The sequence below is a fragment of the Streptomyces sp. SP17BM10 genome, assembly GCF_036322405.1.
Taxonomy (GTDB): Bacteria; Actinomycetota; Actinomycetes; order Streptomycetales; family Streptomycetaceae; genus Kitasatospora.
The window spans coordinates 102,280-119,810 of record NZ_JAQYXB010000571.1; the positions used below are offsets into that span (position 1 = coordinate 102,280).

Here is a 17,531-nt window from a genome sequence, read left to right on the forward strand (position 1 = left end):
TCCCCTTCCTTACTTGTTGGCCAGCTCGGCGGCGCGGTCAGCGGCGCCGTCCATGGTGTCCACGCGCTGGACCAGCGGGTGGTTGGCGTCGTCGAGGATCTTGCGACCCAGCTCGGCGTTGTTGCCGTCCAGGCGGACGACCAGCGGCTTGGAGACGTTCTCGCCCTTGCCGGCGAGGAGCTCCAGCGCCTGCACGATGCCGTTGGCGACCGCGTCACAGGCGGTGATGCCGCCGAAGACGTTGACGAAGACCGACTTGACGTCGGGGTCGCCCAGGATGATCTCCAGGCCGTTCGCCATGACCTCGGCGGACGCGCCGCCACCGATGTCGAGGAAGTTGGCGGGCTTGACGCCGCCGTGCTTCTCACCGGCGTAGGCGACCACGTCGAGGGTGCTCATGACGAGGCCCGCGCCGTTGCCGATGATGCCGACCTGGCCGTCGAGCTTGACGTAGTTCAGGCCCTTGGCCTTGGCGGCGGCCTCCAGCGGGTTGGCCGCGGCCTTGTCCTCCAGGGCATCGTGCTCGGGCTGGCGGAACTCGGCGTTCTCGTCCAGGGAGACCTTGCCGTCGAGCGCGATGATCTTGCCGTCACCGGACTTGATCAGCGGGTTGACCTCGACGAGGAGGGCGTCCTCGGCGATGAAGACCTTCCACAGCTTCTGCAGGACCTCGGCGACCTGGTCGGCGACCTCGGCCGGGAACTTCGCCGCGGCGACGATCTCGGCGGCCTTCTCCGGGGTGCAGCCCTCGTTGGCGTCGACCGGGATCTTGGCGAGCGCGTCGGGGTTCTCCTCGGCGACGACCTCGATCTCCACGCCGCCCTCGACGCTGGCCATGGCCAGGAAGGTGCGGTTGGTGCGGTCCAGCAGGAACGAGACGTAGTACTCGTCCTTGATGTCGGCGGTCTGGGCGAGCATCACCTTGTGAACGGTGTGGCCCTTGATGTCCATGCCGAGGATCTGCTCGGCCTTGGCGACGGCGTCGGCCGGGTCGGCGGCGAGCTTCACGCCACCGGCCTTGCCACGGCCACCCACCTTCACCTGAGCCTTGACGACGGCGCGGCCGCCGAAGCGCTCGGCGATGGCGCGAGCCGCTTCGGGGGTCTCGATGACGTCGCCGTCAAGCACGGGCACGCCGTGCTTGGCGAAGAGGTCCCTCGCCTGGTACTCGAACAGGTCCACGTGTTTGTCCTTGTTCGTGGTCGCGGATTGTGTCTCTACGAGCGTGCCACGGCAGGATCTTCGCTGCGGGTCGTCGGGGCGGTGCGGGTACGCAGAGGTACGGCCTTGCGGCCCACACAGCCACGGGCGCACACGTCAATCAACACGCGCGTCACGTCCGTCTGGCAGGTTATCCCCGTGGGACGGGACTCTTTCGCCCGGGACCGGCCCGTCTTTGGTGAGAACCGTCACAGACAGCCTAAAGCGGCATGACGGACGCCCGGTCCGCCGGTCGGGTGGATTCGCACGTCCGGGTGAATCCGGCGGCCCGCCTGGTCAGACCCCCTGGTCCGCCCCTTCCACCAGGTGCCGGGGGATCGGCCGCTTCTCGATCGCCGCCGCCATGATCTCCGGGAAGGCGTCGGGGGTGCAGGCGAAGGCCGGCGCCCCGAGGGCGGCCAGGGCGGCGGCGTGGGCGTGGTCGTAGGAGGGGGCGCCCTCGTCGGAGAGCGCGAGCAGGGCGATGAACCGGACGCCGGCCGCCTTCATCGCGGCGACCCGCCGGAGCATCCCGTCCCGGACCCCGCCCTCGTAGAGGTCGCTGATCAGGACGACGATCGTCTCCGCCGGACGGGTGATCTTCGACTGGCAGTAGGCGAGGGCGCGGTTGATGTCGGTGCCGCCGCCGAGCTGCGTGGCGAACAGGACGTCGATCGGGTCGGTGAGCTGCTCGGTCAGGTCGACCACCGAGGTGTCGAAGACGACCAGCCGGGTGTCGAGCGTGCGCATCGAGGAGAGGACGGCGCCGAAGACGGCCGAGTGGACGACCGAGGCCGCCATCGAGCCGGACTGGTCCACGCAGAGGATGACGTCCTTGCGGACCGCGCGCTGGGCGCGCGCGTGACCGACCAGCCGCTCGGGGACGACGGTGCCGTGTTCGGGCAGGTGGTTCTTCAGGTTGGCCCGGATGGTGCGGTCCCAGTCGATGTCGCGGTGGCGCGGGCGGTTCACCCGGGCGCTGCGGTCGAGGGCGCCGCCCAGGACGGACCGGGTCCGGTCGGCCAGCCGGCGCTCCAGGTCGGCCACCACCCGGCCGACGACGGCGCGGGCCGTCTCCCGGGTGGTCTCCGGCAGGGCGTGCTTGAGCGAGAGCAGGGTGGCGACGAGATGGACGTCCGGCTCGACGGCGGCCAGCATCTCGGGCTCCAGCAGGAGGCGGTCCAGCCCGAGCCGGGTGATCGCGTCCTGCTGCATCAACTGAACGACGGTGGACGGGAAGTAGCTGCGGATGTCGCCGAGCCAGCGGGCCACCTGCGGGGCCGAGCCACCGAGCCCGGCGCCGCGGCGGCCGGCCCGGGTCGGCCGGACCGCCTCGTCGGGGGCGGGCCGGTAGAGCGCGGCGAGCGCGCCGTCCATCGCGGCGTCGCGGCCGCGCAGCGTGCAGCCGGTGCCGTCGGCCTCTCCGCCGAGCACCAGGCGCCACCGGCGGAGGCGTTCGTCGGTCGTGGTCGTCATGTGCTCCTCCTCCGCGAGGGCTGTCGAGGACTGTCGAGGGGGCTTGCGAGGAAGCTTGCGAGGGGATGTCGAGGGTGCTTGCGAGGGGCCACGGCTCAGGTGTTGCGGCCGGCGGCCTGCCGGGGGACGAACGGTCGGGCGCCCAGCAGGAGGGCCACCACCGGCACGGCGGCGTCGGCCCTGGCCCGGTCGAGCTCGCCGCCGACGGGCTCGCCGACCGGCTCGGCGTCGAGCGGGCCGGCCGCGACCCGGGCACCGACGGTGCTGCGCACGCCCGCCTCCAGTCCGCTGAAGGTGCGGCGCAGCAGCGGCAGGACGTCGGTGAAGGTCGTGTCGCAGACGCCGGTCAGCCACTCGTCGAGCAGCGCGAGCAGGCGGGGGTCGTGCAGCAGCAGGGCGCCGCCACCCGAGAGGAAGCCCTCGACCCAGCCGGCCGCGTCCGCCGGTGCGCCGGCGGCGGAGAGGACCAGGCGCAGGCGGCGGCCGGCCTCCCCGGTGTCGAGCCGGCCGTCGTCCAGCAGCAGCCGGACGGCGCGCCCGCGCAGCAGGCCGGGGACCCCGGTGGCCGGCCCGCCGGCGGGTTCGCGGCGGGCCAGCGTGTGCAGGGCGGCGGCCCAGCGGTCGGCGAGGCCGTCCGCGGCGAGCAGGCCGACCGCGCCGTGCACCTCGTCGAGCCGGGCGCGCAGGTCCGCCGCGCTCGCGGCGTCCAGGCCGACGCACGCGGGTGGCAGGCCGACGCAGATGCGGTCGGCCAGGCCCGTGGCGGCCTCCCCGAGCGCGCCCTGGTCGGTGCCGCGCACGTCGCCGTAGCGCAGCGCGCGGACGAGGGCGGGCAGGGCGCCGGCCAGGTGGGCCACGTCGGTGTCCAGGGCGGCGCAGTCGGCGAGCACCCGCATGACGGCGGGCAGGGCGGTGGCGAGCCCTGCCAGCAGGCAGGTCTCCACCAGGGCGGTGAGCTGCGCGAGTTCGTCGGCCGCGCGGGCGGTGGCGACGGCCTTCGCGGTGGCCGCGTCCTCGACCGTGGTGCCCCACTGGGAGGCCTCGGCGACCCTGACCGCGAACTCGGGCTGCCAGCACAGCCGCCAGCTCTCCCGGAAGGTACCGGTCGAGGTGACCGCGGAGCGCGCGGGCACGCCCCACTCGACGCCGAGCAGCCGCAGCCGGTGCAGCAGGCGGGAGCGGGCGGCGTCGGTGTCCTTGCGCAGGTCGAGGTCGAGGTCCCGGGGCGCGGCCGCGGGCTTGAGGCGCAGCGTGCGCTGCAGCCGGGCGAGGTCGCGCTGGAGCGGCACCGCCGGTGCGGCGTCCGGGACTTCACCGAGGGCGTCGCCGATCACCAGGCGGTCGCGGACGAGCTCCAGCGCGACGTCCGAGCCGTCGCACATGACCGCGCGGACGGCGTCCAGCGTCTCGGTGAGCCCGGCCAGCGGGCGGCCGCGCAGGGCGGCGAGGGTCTCGGCGAGCCGGACCGCCTCGATGACGTGCGCGGAGGAGACCGGGTGGTCCTCGGCGCGGAGCAGTTCGGCGGCGCGGGCGAGCCAGTGCGGCACCGGGTCGGGCCCGGCCGCGTACAGGTGGTGGTACCAGCCGGGCGACTCGACGCCCGCGCCGTACCCGGCGGACTGGGCGAGCCTGCGGTGCGTCCAGGGCACCCAGGTGATGTCCGTCCTGGGCTTCTTCGGCAGCTGCGCGAGCAGCGCCCGGTCGTGGGCCACGGTGGGCGGTTCGGCGAGGGCGGGCACGTGGAAGGCGCCGCAGACGACGGCGATCCGCCGGTGCCCGGCCCGCCGGGCGGCGCGGATCTGCCGGCGCATGTACGCCTCGCGCACGAGGTCCCGGCGGGACTCGGCGAGGCCCTCGGCGCGCAGGGCGGCCATCGCCTCGGCGACGGCCGCGAACGGCGCCAGGGCGTCCGCGCCGGGCGTTCGGTGCTCGACGACGTCCTCCCACCAGCGCTCCGGGTCGTCGTGACCGGCGGCCTCCGCGAGCAGGGCGATCGGGTCGGCGGCGGGCTCCTCCCGGGTGGCGGCCGCGGGCCCGTCGGCAGTGGGCTCCTCGAGGGTGGCCCCGTCGGCGAAGCCGTACGCGGCGGGCAGGTCAATGAAGCGCACCGGCACCTCCCGCTCCACCGCGTACCGGATCGCCACCCACTCCGGGGAGAACTCGGCGTACGGCCAGAACGCGGCCCGCGCCGGGTCGTCCACCGCGTGCGCGAGCAGCGCGACCGGCGCCACCATGTCCTTGTCGGCGGCCAGCCCGACGATGCCGTCGGCCTCGGGCGGGCCCTCGATCAGCACCGCGTCCGGCGCCAGCCGGGCGAGGGCGGCGGCCACCGCCCGGGCCGAGCCGGGGCCGTGGTGACGGACGCCGAGCAGGGTCACGCCGGGCGTGACCGTGCCCGCAGCGGTGGTGCCCGGGGAGGTCACGCGGCCACCTCGCGGGCGGCGCGGTAGAAGTCCTTCCAGCCGTCGCGCTCGCGCACCACCCCTTCGACGTACTCGCGCCACACCGCCCGGTCCGCGACCGGGTCGCGGACGACGGCGCCGACGATGCCCGCCGTCACGTCCGCGGCGCGCAGGACGCCGTCGCCGAAGTGGGCGGCCAGGGCGAGGCCGTTGGTGACCACCGAGATCGCCTCGGCCGTGGACAGCGTGCCGCCCGGCGTCTTGACCTTCGTCCGGCCGTCGACCGTGATGCCGGCGCGCAGCTCGCGGAAGACCGTCACGACCCGCCTGATCTCCTCGGCGCCGCCCGGCAGTTCGGGCAGGTCCAGGGAGCGGCCGAGCTGGTTCACCCGACGGGTGACGATCTCGACCTCCTCCTCCAGCGAGGCCGGCAGCGGCAGCACGACGGTGTTGAAGCGGCGCCGCAGCGCGCCGGACAGCTCGTTGACGCCGCGGTCCCGGTCGTTCGCGGTGGCGATCACGTTGAAGCCGCGCACGGCCTGCGTCTCGGCGCCCAGCTCCGGCACGGGGAGCGTCTTCTCGGACAGGACGGTGATGAGGGCGTCCTGCACGTCGGCCGGGATCCGGGTGAGCTCCTCGATCCGGGCGAGCTTGCCGTCCGCCATCGCCCGCATGACCGGCGAGGGCACCAGGGCGTCCCGGCTGGGCCCGTTGGTGAGCAGCTGCGCGTAGTTCCAGCCGTACCGGACGGCCTCCTCCGGAGTGCCGGCGGTGCCCTGCACGAGCAGCGTGGAGTCGCCGCTGATCGCGGCGGCCAGGTGTTCGGACACCCAGGTCTTGGCGGTGCCGGGCACGCCGAGCAGGAGCAGCGCGCGGTCCGTCGCCAGGGTCGTGACGGCGACCTCCACGATGCGGCGCGGGCCGACGTACTTGGGCGTGATCCGGGTGCCGTCGGGCAGTTCGCCGCCGAGCAGGTACGTCGCCACGGCCCACGGGGAGAGCTTCCAGCGCTCGGGGCGCGGACGGTCGTCCTGCGCGGCCAGGGCGGTCAGTTCACCGGCGAAGGCGTCCTCGGCGTGCTGCCGCAGAACGTCGGTCATCGAGACTCCTTCGGGTCGGCCGCCGGACGCGGTGACGGCGGGGGCGGCGGGTGACGGGAGGGCGGATCCGGGCTGCGGGAGCCACCCTGCACCCGGGCACTGACAATCCGCGGCGGACGGTGAGGGAGTGTCAGTGCCGCCGCCTACGGTCGGTGCCATGGAGGAACGCTGGAGCACCGAACACGTCCTGTCCCTGGCGCCTGACGCCACGTCGCGGAAGGCGGCCGGCAAGCTCTCCACGCCCGCGCCCTGGACGGCCCCGGGCACCGACGGCGCCGCGGTCTGGGGCGAGTGCGGGGGCAGCGGCAGCACGCCCTACCGCACCGTGGTCGAGCTCGCCACGCCCGCCTACCAGTGCAGTTGCCCGAGCCGGAAGTTCCCGTGCAAGCACGCGCTCGGGCTCCTCCTGCTGTGGAGCGGCACCCCGCAGGCCGTCCCCGCCGCCGAGCCAGCCGACTGGGCGGCCGCCTGGCTCGACGCCCGCCGCGAGCGCGCCGGGCAGCGCGCCGCCGCCCCCGCGGCACCCGCCGATCCGGCCGCCGCCCGCCGCCGGGCCGAGCGACGCGGCGCCCGGGTCACCGCCGGCGCGGCCGAGCTGCGGCTGCGGCTCGCCGACGGGGTCCGGCACGGTCTGGCCGACCGCTCCGCCGCCGGGCCGTGGGAGGAGGTCGCCGCGCGAATGGTGGACGCCCAGGCGCCGGGCCTCGCCGCCCGGGTCCGCGAGCTCGACGGCCTCCCGCAGGAGCGGCTCCTGGAGGAGTACGCGATGCTCCACCTGCTCGCCACCGCCGCCACCCGGCTCGACGAGCTGCCCGCCGATCTGGCGGCGACGGTGCGGACGAGGGTCGGCTACACCACCGACACCGCCGAGCTGCTCGCCGGGCCGACGGTCCGCGACCGGTGGCTCGCCCTCGGCAGCCGCGACACGTGCGACGAGCGGCTCACCACCCGCCGGCTCTGGCTGCGCGGCGCCAAGACCGGCCGCCCGGCCATGCTGCTCGCCTTCGGCCGCCCCGGTCAGGCCCCCGACCTCGCCCTGCCCGCCGGCCACGTCCTGGAGGCCGAGCTCGCCTTCCATCCCGGCGCCCGCCCGCTGCGCGCCGCCCTCGGCACCCGGTACGGCGCCCCCGGGCCCGGCCCGGCCGCCCCGCCGGACGGCCTGTCCGTCGCCGAGGCGGTGGCCGGCTACGGCACCGCCGTCGCCGACGACCCGTGGCTGGACGCCTGGCCGACCGTCCTCACCGGCGTCGTCCCGGTCCTCACCCCGGACGGCTGGCGCCTGACGGACGGCCACCACACCGTCCCCGTCCGCCCCGGGGCCGTCCCGGAGGCCGCCCTGTGGCGCCTGGCCGCCGTGTCCACCGGACGCCCGCTCACCGTCTTCGGCGAGTACGGCCACCAGGGCTTCGCCCCGGTCACCGCCTGGTCCGGCGACCACCGCCCCCTAGGGCTGACCACCGTCTAGGAGCAGAACATGACGACCACCCAGGACCCGTGGGAGACCCTCCACACCACCGCCCTCCTCGGCACCGACCGCCGACCGCTCCCGGACACCGCCCTGCCCCTCGCCGGGTCCGTGGACCGGGACGACCCGGCCACCGCCCTTTTGGAGCTCGCCGCGCTCGCGACCGTCCGCCGCCGCGCGGGCGCCCTGCCCGTCCCGGCCGCGGAGCCGCCGGGCCCGCCCGCCCCGGAGGACGACCGCCCCGAGCTGCCCCCGGCGGCGGCCCGGCGGCTCGCCGTCCTGCTCGCCGGCCGCGCCACCGGCAGCGCCGGCACGCTCGCCAACCTCACCGAGCTGCTGCCGCAGTGGCTCGCCGCCGCCCGCGAGCGCGGCCTGCGCCCGCCGGCCGCGCTCGTGCCCGCCCTGCTCGACGCCGCCCGCGCCCGCAGCGAACTCCGCCAGGACGGCGTCGCCCTGGCCGGCCCGCTCGGCCGCTGGCTGGCCGCGCGGAACCCGGACTGGCGCTACGTCCTGCGCACCACGGCGCCCGGAGCGCCGCCGCAGCCGGCGGACGACCGCCTGTGGCACGAGGGCCTGTTCGCCGAGCGCGTCACCCACCTCACGCTGCTGCGCCGCCGCGATCCGGCCGCCGGCCTCGCCCTGCTGCGCAGCACCTGGGCGACCGAGCGCGCCGAGGACCGGCTGCTCTTCCTGGACGCCCTCCAGGACGGCCTCTCCCCCGAGGACGAACCGTTCCTGGAGGCCGCCCTCGGCGACCGCAGCAAGAACGTCCGGGCGACGGCCGCCGAGTTGCTCTCCACCCTCCCCGGTTCCGCGCTCGCCCGCCGGATGGCCGTCCGCGCCACCGCCGCCGTCCGGCTCGCCGAGCCGGGCACGCACCTGCTGGTCACCCCGCCCGCCGAGTGCGACGAGGCCATGCAGCGCGACGGCATACCCCTCAAGTCCCCGACCGGGCGCGGCGAACGGGCCTGGTGGTTCGGCGAGGTGGTCGCGGCGGCGCCGCTCGCCACCTGGCCGGAGGCGACGGGCCTGACGCCGGACCAGCTGCTCGCCCTGCGGGTCGGCGACAGCATCGACGAGACCAGCAGCAGCTGGGCCGACGACCTCCGCGAGGCCTGGGCCCGCGCCGCCGTCCGCCAGCACGACGCCGACTGGGCCCGCGCGCTGCTCGGCCCGGCGCCCGTCCCGCCCGTCCGCGGCGCGGGCCGGGCGCGGGCGCCGCGGGCCACCGGCGCGCCCGCCAAGCTGCTGTCCGTCCTGCCACCCGCCGAACGGGCCGCCTGGACGGCCGCGTTCATCGAGGTGCACGGCCTGGGCGAGGCCTTCCAACTGCTCGGTGCGTGCACGACGCCGTGGACGCCGCCGCTCTCCACCGCGGTCATCACCGCGCTGTCCCGGGCCGCGGCCTGCGGGGCGTACCCGTGGAGCCACAGCGGCGTGCTCGGGATGACGGAGCGCGCGCTGGCCCCGGAGACGGCCGGCGCCGTCGAGGAGCTGGCCGCCGGGGCCGCGCCGGACTCCGCCTGGGCCGAGACCTTCGCCCGCCTCGCCGGGACGCTCCGCTTCCGGGAGGCGATGCTCGCCGAACTCGGGGCGTGAGCCCCGGACACGCGAAAGCGGGCCGGCCCCGCCCGGGGACCGGCCCGCTCACCCGACGATCCGGGCGGAGCTCAGCCCGCCGCGCGGAGGTTGGCCTCGACCCAGGCGACGACGTCGCGGGTCGGGGTGCCCGGGGTGAAGATGTCCGCGACGCCCATCGCCTTCAGCTCGGCGATGTCCTCGTCCGGGATGATCCCGCCGCAGAACACCTTGATGTCGGCCGCGTCGCGCTCCTTCAGCAGCTCCAACACCCGCGCGCACAGCGTCATGTGGGCACCCGAGAGGATCGACAGCCCGATGCCGTCGGCGTCCTCCTGGATCGCGGTGTCCACGACCTGCTCGGGCGTCTGGTGCAGCCCGGTGTAGATGACCTCCATGCCGGCATCGCGCAGGGCGCGCGCGATGACCTTGGCGCCGCGGTCGTGGCCGTCCAGCCCCGGCTTGGCCACCACCACACGGATCGGCCCTGACACACCCATGACTGCCTCCTGGACCTCGTCGTCCACCAACCCACCCGACCTCGTGGGCCGTGGGCGCGTTAACGGTCAATAACCAACCTGAGGGGAGGTTAGCGCCACCCGGGCCGGTTGGCCGTGCCACCCCTCAAGAGGAGGGCAAAATCACAGGCCCACCCCTTCCTACCAGTGGGTATACCCACCTCCGGCCGACCGCACGGACCCCCGCCCGACCTCTTGACAAGCGGAGGTTTTTCGGGGGCACGGACCGTGCGGATACAGTCACGCCTGTTCTCCCTCGCCCGACGACGTGACCGAGGCCCACCGAGGAGGCAGCCCCCGATGGCTCCCGACGCAGCCGCCCGTCCGACCCGTGCGGAGCTGCGCGTGGCCGCCCGGGAGCAGTCCCGCGCGCAGCGGCGCGGCGCTGCCAAGGCGGCCACCCGAGCCGCGCTGTTCCGGGTCGCGGTGCCGTCGGTGGCCGCCCTCGGGGTCGCCGCGGCCGCGGCGATCACGGTGGTGCAGGACGAGGCCGGCCGGGTGCCCCCGCAGGCGACGGCCGCCGACGCCCCGGACGCCGCCGCCACCACCGCCGAGGTCACCGCCCAGCAGGCCGTCGCGAACGGCGCCGACCACACCCAGGCCTCGCGCGGTGACGCCCGCCGGCCGCTGGCCGGCGCCCAGCCGACGGACACACCGACCGCCCAGCCCACGCCGCCGCCCGCCGCGCAGCCGAAGGTCGTCATGCCGGTCGCCCAGCACGGCCTCGGCGAGCTGTTCGGCGCGGCCGGCACCCACTGGGCCAACCGCCACACCGGCATCGACTTCCCGGTGGACGGCGGCACCGAGGTCCACGCCGTCGCCGACGGCACGATCCGCACGCAGTGGAACCCGTTCTACGGCTACATGTCGATACTGAAGATGAACGACGGCACCGAGGCCTGGTTCTGCCACCTGCGCGGCTACAAGGTCCGCAAGGGCCCGGTGAAGCAGGGCGACGTCATCGCCTTCGTCGGCAGCAGCGGCAACAGCACCGGCCCGCACCTGCACTTCGAGATCCGGCCGCCGGGCAGCGGGCCGGTCGACCCGCTGCCGTGGTTCCTCTCGAACGGCCTGGACCCGCGCTAGCGGATCACGGCTTCCCGACGGGTCAGAGCTTCTCCACCGGTGCGTAGCGCAGGAGCAGCTGCTTGCGCCCCTCCGTGCCGAAGTCCACCGTGGCCTGGGCCCGGTCGCCGACACCCGTGACGGCGACCACCGTGCCCAGCCCGAAGGTGTCGTGGGTGACCCGGTCGCCGACCGCGAGCGAGACGGCCTCGCGCTCCACGACCTTGCCCGCGCGCCGCGCCGACTGTCCCCAGCCCGCCTTCGGCGAGGCCGAGGCCGACGAGCCCGCGCGCGAACCCCCGCCCCCGGACGAGGACTTGCCCCACGAGGAGCCCGAGGAGAAACCGCGCGCGGCCGGCGCCTGCGCCGCCCCCGTCCGCTTCCACTCGACCAGCTCCTCCGGGATCTCCTCCAGGAACCGGGAGGCCGGGTTGTACGCCGGCTGCCCCCACGCGCTGCGCAGCACCGAGCGGGTCAGGTAGAGCCGCTCGCGCGCCCGGGTCAGTCCGACGTAGGCGAGGCGCCGCTCCTCCTCCAGCTCCTTGACCTGGTTGAGGGCCCGCATGTGCGGGAAGATCCCGTCCTCCATGCCGGTCAGGAAGACCACCGGGAACTCCAGGCCCTTGGCGGTGTGCAGGGTCATCATCGTGATGACGCCCTGGCCCTCCTCGTCCTCGTCCGGGAGTTGATCGGAGTCGGCGACCAGCGCGACCCGCTCCAGGAAGTCGGCCAGCGAGCCGACCGGCGGCGCGCCGTCCTCGCCGGCGTCCGGCCGCTCGCCCGGGTCCTGCTCGTACTCCAGGGCGACGGAGGCGAGCTCCTGCAGGTTCTCCACCCGGGTCTCGTCCTGCGGGTCGGTGGAGGACTGGAGCTCGGCGAGGTAGCCGGTCTCCTCCAGGACGGCCTCCAGCACCGCCGCCGGGCCCGCGCCCGACTCGACGACCTGGCGCAGCCCGGCCATCAGGGTGTTGAACTTCTTGACCGCGTTGGCCGAGCGCGCGGCCATCCCGTACGCCTCGTCGACCCGCAGCAGCGCCTGGGGGAAGGAGATCCGCTCCCGGGAGGCGAGCGCGTCGATCATCGCCTCGGCCCGCTCGCCGATGCCGCGCTTGGGCACGTTGAGGATCCGGCGCAGCGGCACGGTGTCCTCGGGGTTGGAGAGCACCCGCAGGTACGCGAGGACGTCCCGGACCTCCTTGCGCTCGTAGAAGCGCACCCCGCCGACGACCTTGTACGGCAGGCCGACCCGGATGAACACCTCCTCGAACACGCGGGACTGGGCGTTGGTGCGGTAGAAGATCGCGACGTCGCCGGGCTTGGCCTCGCCCTTGTCGGTGAGCCGGTCGATCTCGTCGGCGATGAACTGGGCCTCGCCGTGCTCGTCGTCGGCGACGTAGCCGATGACCTTCTCACCGTGGTCGCCGGCCGTCCAGAGCTTCTTCGCGCGCCGGTTGGCGTTGCGCTCGATGACGGCGTTGGCGGCGCTGAGGATCGTCTGCGTGGAGCGGTAGTTCTGCTCCAGCAGGATCGTGGTCGCGTTCGGGTAGTCCTCCTCGAACTGGAGGATGTTGCGGATGGTCGCGCCGCGGAAGGCGTAGATCGACTGGTCCGCGTCACCGACGACGCACAGCTCGGCGGGCGGCACCTCGGCGAGGTGCGCGGCGGCCGGGTTCACGAACTCGCCGTCCGCGGTGCGCTTGGGCGCGGCGGCGACGGAGCCCCCGCTCAGCTCGCGGACCAGCATGTACTGGGCGTGGTTGGTGTCCTGGTACTCGTCGACCAGGATGTGCCGGAAGCGCCGGCGGTAGTGCTCGGCGACGTCGGGGAAGGCCTGGAGCAGGTTCACCGTCGTCATGATGATGTCGTCGAAGTCGAGCGCGTTGGCCTCGCGCAGCCGCCGCTGGTAGAGCGCGTACGCCTCGGCGAGCTTCTTCTCCATCGGGTTGGCGGCCTGGTCGGCGAAGGTCTCCTCGTCGATCAGCTCGTTCTTGAGGTTGCTGACCTTCGCCGTGAAGGACTTCGGCGGGAACTGCTTGGGGTCCAGGTCGAGGTCGCGGCAGACCAGCGACATCAGCCGCTGGGAGTCGGCCGAGTCGTAGATCGAGAAGCTGGACGTGAAGCCCAGCACCTTGGACTCGCGGCGCAGGATCCGCACGCACGCGCTGTGGAAGGTGGACACCCACATGGCCCGGGCGCGCGGGCCGACCAGTTGCTCGACGCGCTCGCGCATCTCGCCGGCGGCCTTGTTGGTGAAGGTGATCGCCAGGATCTCGCCCGGCTGGACGCCGCGGGCGCCGAGCAGGTGGGCGATGCGGTGGGTGAGCACCCGGGTCTTGCCGGAGCCGGCGCCGGCCACGATGAGCAGCGGCGAGCCGGCGTGCAGGACGGCCTCGCGCTGGGGGTCGTTCATGCCCTCCAGCAGCTGGGCCGGGTCGACCACCGTCCGGGCGGCGCCGTTGCGGTGCCAGGCGTCGCGCTCGGCCTCGGCGGCGTGGTCCGTGTGGAAGAGCCCCTCCGGGATCGCCTCCTCGTACGCGTCGTACGGGACGTCGTCCTCGAACGGCGGGGGCTCCTCCTCGAGGGGGGTGGCGGCGGGCTGCTTCGACCCGGCGGCGGGGGCCTCGAAACCGGGGAGCGGGAGGTCGTCAAAGAGGCTACTCATGGCACTCCGAGTCTATGGCCCCGCACCGACAAGCCCGCTCGGCCCGGTCGGCCTCATCGGTCCGGGTGGGGGGCGGGCTCGTCGGAGGGTGCTCAGACCAGGCGGCGCGCGGTGGCCCAGCGGGTGAGCTCGTGCCGGTTGCTCAGCTGGAGCTTGCGCAGGACGGCGGAGACGTGGCTCTCGACCGTCTTCACCGAGATGAACAGCTGCTTGGCGATCTCCTTGTACGCGTACCCGCGCGCGATCAGCCGCAGCACCTCGCGCTCGCGCTGGGTGAGGCGGTCGAGGTCCTCGTCGACCGGCGGGGTGTCGGTGGCCGCGAAGGCGTCCAGGACGAAGCCGGCGAGCCGGGGCGAGAACACCGCGTCGCCGTCGGCGATCCGGAAGATCGCGTTGACCAGGTCGTTCCCCGTGATCGTCTTGGTGACGTAGCCGCGCGCGCCGCCGCGGATGACGCCGATGACGTCCTCGGCCGCGTCCGACACCGACAGCGCGAGGAACTTCACCGACTGCTCGCCGGTCATCACCCCCGCCGAGCGCCGCAGCACCTCGACGCCGCCGCCACCGGGCAGGTGGACGTCGAGCAGCACGACGTCCGGCCGGGTCTCGGCGACGACCCGGACCGCCGACTCGACGTCGTCCGCCTCCCCGACGACGTCGATGCCGGTCTCCGCGGTGCGCCCGATCTCGGCCCGCACCCCGGTCCGGAACATCCGGTGGTCGTCCACCAGCACGACCCGAGCGGTCCGCTCCGGCGCTGCCTCAGTCATTCGTTCTCCCCATCTCCAGCTCGACCTCGGTACCGCCGTCCGGCGCGGGCCGCACCCGGGCGGTGCCGCCGTTGCGCTTCATCCGGCCGATGATCGACTCCCGTACGCCCATCCGGTCCTCGGGCACCGTGTCGGGGTCGAAGCCGGGGCCGTGGTCGCGCACGAACACCGACACCGTCCTCCCCTCGACCTCCGCGTAGACCTGGACCGGTCCCCCGCCACCGTACTTGGCCGCGTTGACGGTCGCCTCCCTCGCGGCCTGCATCTGTGCCGCGATCTTCTCGTCCATCGGGCAGTCGCCGACGATCACGAGCTCGACCGGGACGCCGTGCCGGTCCTCGACCTCGGCGACGACCGAGCGCAGGGTCTCCGCCATCGTCTCCGGCGCGGCCTCGGCGGCGGCCTCCGGGCGGTACAGCCACAGCCGCAGCTCACGCTCCTGCGAGCGGGCCAGGCGCAGCACCTCCTTGGGGTCCTCGGCCCGGCGCTGGATCAGGGTCAGGGTGTGCAGCACCGAGTCGTGGATGTGCGCGGCGATCTCGGCGCGCTCCTGGGCGCGGATACGGGCGGTCCGCTCGGCCCCGAGGTCCTGCCACAGCCGCAGCCCGTACGGGCCGAGCAGCACGAGCACGCCGGCGAGCACCGCGATCGAGGCCTCGACGACCGAGCCGAGCGTCGAGCCGCTGCCCTGCATGGCGAGCAGGGCGATCGTGCCGGCGACCGCGAGCAGGACGCCCGCGCCGACCCGGGTGTAGGCGCCGCGCCGCTTCTCCCCCTCCTCCAGGCCGAACCAGCGCTGCCAGCGCGAGTCGTCGGCCTGCCGCCACACCAGCGCGACGCCGACGCCGATCGCCAGCAGCGGCCAGGTGTACGGCTTGGCGGTCTGCCAGCCGAGGACGTTGAGCAGCGCGATCACGCCGATGACGACCATGACCAGCGCGGCGAGCTGGCCGAGGCCTCCCTTGGCCGGCCGGGCCGGGGCCTCGCCCTCGGCGGCGGCCGCGGCGGCGGTCTGCGCGACCGGTTCGCCCTGCAGGGCGTGCTGGAGCAGCTCGCGCAGACGGCCGACCCAGCCGCCCCCACCGCCGCCGTCACCGGGCTTGGTCAGCGGGGTGCCAGGCCCCTGCCACTGCGCGGCTGGCACGAACGTGCCGTTGACGTACACCCAGTGCGCGCCGCGCCGCGAGGGCTCGCCGATGCCGATCGGCACCACGAACCAGAACGCCGCGTACAGCAGTCCGCCGATCCCCTGCGCGAAGAACAGCAGCACGAACGCCAGCCGCACCCAGCGCACCGGCAGCCCGAGGTGCACCGCGAGGCCGTGCGCGACGCCGCCGAGCATCCGCCCGTGCGGGCTGCGGTAGAGCCGGCGGTAGGGCGGGCGGCCGTCGTCGGACGCGTTCGGGTCGCCGCCCGGCGGCGGCGCGTCGGGGGCGAGGGGACGGGGATCGGTACCGGGTGCTGCCACGCCACCGATCGTTCCACGCGGGCGCCCGCGGGCGCATCAGGGTGAGGCCCTACCGCTTATCAGGGACAAGTCAGGGTGCGGACAGGGCTGGTACCGGTTGGGCCCGGCCGCCCGGCCCGGGAGGATGGTGCCCATGACCGAGGAGCACCGCATCCAGGACGCCGGGCCCGCCGCCGCCCCGCCGGACCCCGACCGCCCGCCGCTGACCCGCACCGAGCACCACCGCGTGGTGGCCGGCGTGTGCGGCGGCCTCGGGCGGCACCTGGACATCGACCCGGTGGTCTTCCGCGTCGTCACCGTCGTGCTCTGCCTCTCCGGCGGGCTCGGCCTGTTCCTCTACGGCCTGGCCTGGCTGATCGTCCCGACCGAGGGCTCGCCGGACGGACGGGGCGCCGGCCGCGGCGGGCGCACCGAGCTCCAGCGGGTGCTCACCGGCCGGGTGGACGGCCAGTCGGTCGGCGCGGTGCTCCTGACCGTCATCGGCACCGGGGTGTTCTTCTCCTCGATGGGCGACGGCGACCAGATGTTCCCGCTCCTGCTGCTCGCCGGGCTGGTCTTCCTGGCCGTGCGCTACGACCCGGAGCGCCGCCGGAACCGGGCCCGCGGACGCCGCCGCGGCGGCCCGTACGACCGCTACTTCCCCGAGGCCGAGGCGTCCGGCGCCCCGTACGTCTGGCCCCGGCAGGACGCGCCGCAGGACGAGCCGGCCCGCGCCCGGCACGCCGCCGGCACCGTCCCCGCCGACACCCCGGCCCCCGGCCCCACCGGCTACCTGTGGGACCCGCGCCACCCGGAGCGGAACCCGTACGGCGCCACCGCCACGCCGACCAGGAGCGGCGCGCCGAAGACCGGCGCCACGCCCCCCTTCGGCACCCCGGTGCCCCCGCCCGGCACGCCGTCCCAGCCGTGGTGGCAGCGCACCGACCTGCCGCAGGGGGACCCGCTGCGCAAGGCGGGCCCCGCGGCGCCGCCGAAGCCGGCCGTGGTCCGTCACCCGAAGGAACGCTCGGCGCTCGGCTTCTTCGGGTTCCTGCTGGCGATCGGCGCGGGCGCCGCGGTCTGGTCCGCCACCGTCGGCCACAACAGCGTCACCGTGGTCAGCTCGACCGTCCTGGCCACGGCCCTGCTGGTGGTGGGTCTGACCCTGCTGGTCGGCGCCAAGTTCGGCCGGGCCCGCAAGCTGGCCGCGATCGGCCTGCTGCTCACGCTGGGCCTGGTGTTCGTCGGCCGCTCGCCGAACTCGCTTCAGAACGCCTTCGGCGACCGCACCTGGACGGTCGCCTCGGCGTCCCAGCTCAAGGAGAAGTACGGCCTCGGGGCCGGCCAGGCCCGGCTCGACCTGAGCGCGGTGGACCCGGCCGGGGCCGACCTCTCCAGCCGGGTGGAGATGGGCGCGGGCGACCTGACGGTCGTGGTGCCCTCCGACGTCACCGTCAACGTGGTCACCCAGATGGCGCTCGGCAGCATCAGCGTCCCCGGCAGCGACGGGAACGACAGCTCCGGCCGCCACACCTACGAGATCCACCCCGGCACCGACCGGCCGTCCAAGGGCACGCTCGACCTCATGCTCGAGGTCGGGCTCGGCAACATCAAGGTGGTCCAGAAGTGAGGAAGCACCGGATCGACCTGTTCTCGCTGGTCGCGGGCGCGCTGTTCACCGTGATCGCGGTGGTCTACCTGGTCGCGGCGGTCCGCGAGCAGGCGGTGAACGGACGGATCGTCATCCCCGTCACCTTCCTCGTGCTCGGCGCCGGCGGCCTGGCCGGCGCCGTCGCGGCGGTGGCCCGCCGCGGCCGGTCCGACGGCCGGGAGTAGCCCGGCCCGGCC

Annotated in this window: 13 protein-coding genes; 5 read left to right on the plus strand and 8 right to left on the minus strand. The window is 74.9% G+C overall.

Annotation, left to right across the window (positions count from 1 at the left end):
* Positions 1–9: 9 nt before the first annotated feature.
* The 4 genes from sucC to PUR71_RS15765 form a co-directional block, all read right to left on the minus strand.
* Complete coding sequence (gene sucC / locus PUR71_RS15750) at positions 10–1,182, minus strand: ADP-forming succinate--CoA ligase subunit beta (RefSeq protein WP_329927616.1); 1,173 nt, start codon at positions 1,180–1,182, stop codon at positions 10–12.
* 315 nt (positions 1,183–1,497) lie between these two features.
* The gene (locus tag PUR71_RS15755; RefSeq protein ID WP_329927617.1) at positions 1,498–2,676 is read right to left on the minus strand and encodes a vWA domain-containing protein; all 1,179 of its coding nucleotides are present in this window, start codon (positions 2,674–2,676) and stop codon (positions 1,498–1,500) included.
* Between the two features lie 95 nt (positions 2,677–2,771).
* The gene (locus PUR71_RS15760) at positions 2,772–5,099 is read right to left on the minus strand and encodes a DUF5682 family protein (RefSeq protein WP_329927618.1); all 2,328 of its coding nucleotides are present in this window, start codon (positions 5,097–5,099) and stop codon (positions 2,772–2,774) included.
* Entirely contained in the window at positions 5,096–6,178 is a 1,083-nt protein-coding gene (locus PUR71_RS15765) for an ATP-binding protein (RefSeq protein ID WP_329927619.1), read from the minus strand. The genes PUR71_RS15760 and PUR71_RS15765 overlap by 4 nt, the downstream gene beginning before the upstream one ends.
* 157 nt (positions 6,179–6,335) lie before the next feature.
* Between PUR71_RS15765 and PUR71_RS15770 the strand changes: the two genes are divergently transcribed.
* Positions 6,336–7,643 carry an SWIM zinc finger family protein gene (locus PUR71_RS15770; protein ID WP_329927620.1) on the plus strand — a complete coding sequence of 436 codons (1,308 nt, stop codon included), beginning with the start codon at positions 6,336–6,338 and terminating at the stop codon, positions 7,641–7,643.
* Between the two features lie 9 nt (positions 7,644–7,652).
* Entirely contained in the window at positions 7,653–9,242 is a 1,590-nt protein-coding gene (locus tag PUR71_RS15775) for a DUF5691 domain-containing protein (RefSeq protein ID WP_329927621.1), read from the plus strand.
* 71 nt (positions 9,243–9,313) lie between these two features.
* Here PUR71_RS15775 and PUR71_RS15780 read toward each other — a convergent pair whose 3' ends face one another.
* Positions 9,314–9,721 (minus strand): cobalamin B12-binding domain-containing protein, encoded by a 408-nt coding sequence (locus PUR71_RS15780; protein ID WP_153460947.1) that lies wholly within the window; start codon positions 9,719–9,721, stop codon positions 9,314–9,316.
* Between the two features lie 318 nt (positions 9,722–10,039).
* Between PUR71_RS15780 and PUR71_RS15785 the strand changes: the two genes are divergently transcribed.
* The gene (locus PUR71_RS15785; protein ID WP_329927622.1) at positions 10,040–10,825 is read left to right on the plus strand and encodes a M23 family metallopeptidase; all 786 of its coding nucleotides are present in this window, start codon (positions 10,040–10,042) and stop codon (positions 10,823–10,825) included.
* A gap of 22 nt (positions 10,826–10,847) precedes the next feature.
* Here PUR71_RS15785 and pcrA read toward each other — a convergent pair whose 3' ends face one another.
* From pcrA to PUR71_RS15800, 3 genes are all read right to left on the minus strand, one after another.
* Positions 10,848–13,466 (minus strand): DNA helicase PcrA, encoded by a 2,619-nt coding sequence (gene pcrA / locus PUR71_RS15790; RefSeq protein ID WP_329927623.1) that lies wholly within the window; start codon positions 13,464–13,466, stop codon positions 10,848–10,850.
* 92 nt (positions 13,467–13,558) lie between these two features.
* On the minus strand, positions 13,559–14,236 hold the full coding sequence (locus PUR71_RS15795; protein ID WP_329927624.1) for a response regulator transcription factor: 678 nt from the start codon (positions 14,234–14,236) through the stop codon (positions 13,559–13,561).
* On the minus strand, positions 14,229–15,578 hold the full coding sequence (locus tag PUR71_RS15800) for an ATP-binding protein (RefSeq protein ID WP_329927682.1): 1,350 nt from the start codon (positions 15,576–15,578) through the stop codon (positions 14,229–14,231). The genes PUR71_RS15795 and PUR71_RS15800 overlap by 8 nt, the downstream gene beginning before the upstream one ends.
* A 259-nt stretch (positions 15,579–15,837) precedes the next feature.
* On the opposite strand from PUR71_RS15800, the gene PUR71_RS15805 reads away from it, so the two are divergent.
* Together PUR71_RS15805 and PUR71_RS15810 are read left to right on the plus strand one after the other, a co-directional pair.
* Positions 15,838–17,313, plus strand: coding sequence for a PspC domain-containing protein (locus PUR71_RS15805; RefSeq protein ID WP_329927625.1), 1,476 nt, complete (start codon positions 15,838–15,840; stop codon positions 17,311–17,313).
* Positions 17,310–17,519 carry a hypothetical protein gene (locus tag PUR71_RS15810; RefSeq protein WP_329927626.1) on the plus strand — a complete coding sequence of 70 codons (210 nt, stop codon included), beginning with the start codon at positions 17,310–17,312 and terminating at the stop codon, positions 17,517–17,519. The genes PUR71_RS15805 and PUR71_RS15810 overlap by 4 nt, the downstream gene beginning before the upstream one ends.
* Positions 17,520–17,531 lie beyond the last annotated feature (12 nt).

Coding starts and splice junctions, on each gene's coding strand:
- PUR71_RS15755 (WP_329927617.1), bottom strand. CDS start 2,676: ATGACGACCACGACCGACGAACGCCTCCGCCGGTGGCGCCTGGTGCTC.
- PUR71_RS15765 (WP_329927619.1), bottom strand. CDS start 6,178: ATGACCGACGTTCTGCGGCAGCACGCCGAGGACGCCTTCGCCGGTGAA.
- PUR71_RS15770 (WP_329927620.1), top strand. CDS start 6,336: ATGGAGGAACGCTGGAGCACCGAACACGTCCTGTCCCTGGCGCCTGAC.
- PUR71_RS15775 (WP_329927621.1), top strand. CDS start 7,653: ATGACGACCACCCAGGACCCGTGGGAGACCCTCCACACCACCGCCCTC.
- PUR71_RS15780 (WP_153460947.1), bottom strand. CDS start 9,721: ATGGGTGTGTCAGGGCCGATCCGTGTGGTGGTGGCCAAGCCGGGGCTG.
- PUR71_RS15785 (WP_329927622.1), top strand. CDS start 10,040: ATGGCTCCCGACGCAGCCGCCCGTCCGACCCGTGCGGAGCTGCGCGTG.
- pcrA (WP_329927623.1), bottom strand. CDS start 13,466: ATGAGTAGCCTCTTTGACGACCTCCCGCTCCCCGGTTTCGAGGCCCCC.
- PUR71_RS15795 (WP_329927624.1), bottom strand. CDS start 14,236: ATGACTGAGGCAGCGCCGGAGCGGACCGCTCGGGTCGTGCTGGTGGAC.
- PUR71_RS15800 (WP_329927682.1), bottom strand. CDS start 15,578: ATGCTCGGCGGCGTCGCGCACGGCCTCGCGGTGCACCTCGGGCTGCCG.
- PUR71_RS15805 (WP_329927625.1), top strand. CDS start 15,838: ATGACCGAGGAGCACCGCATCCAGGACGCCGGGCCCGCCGCCGCCCCG.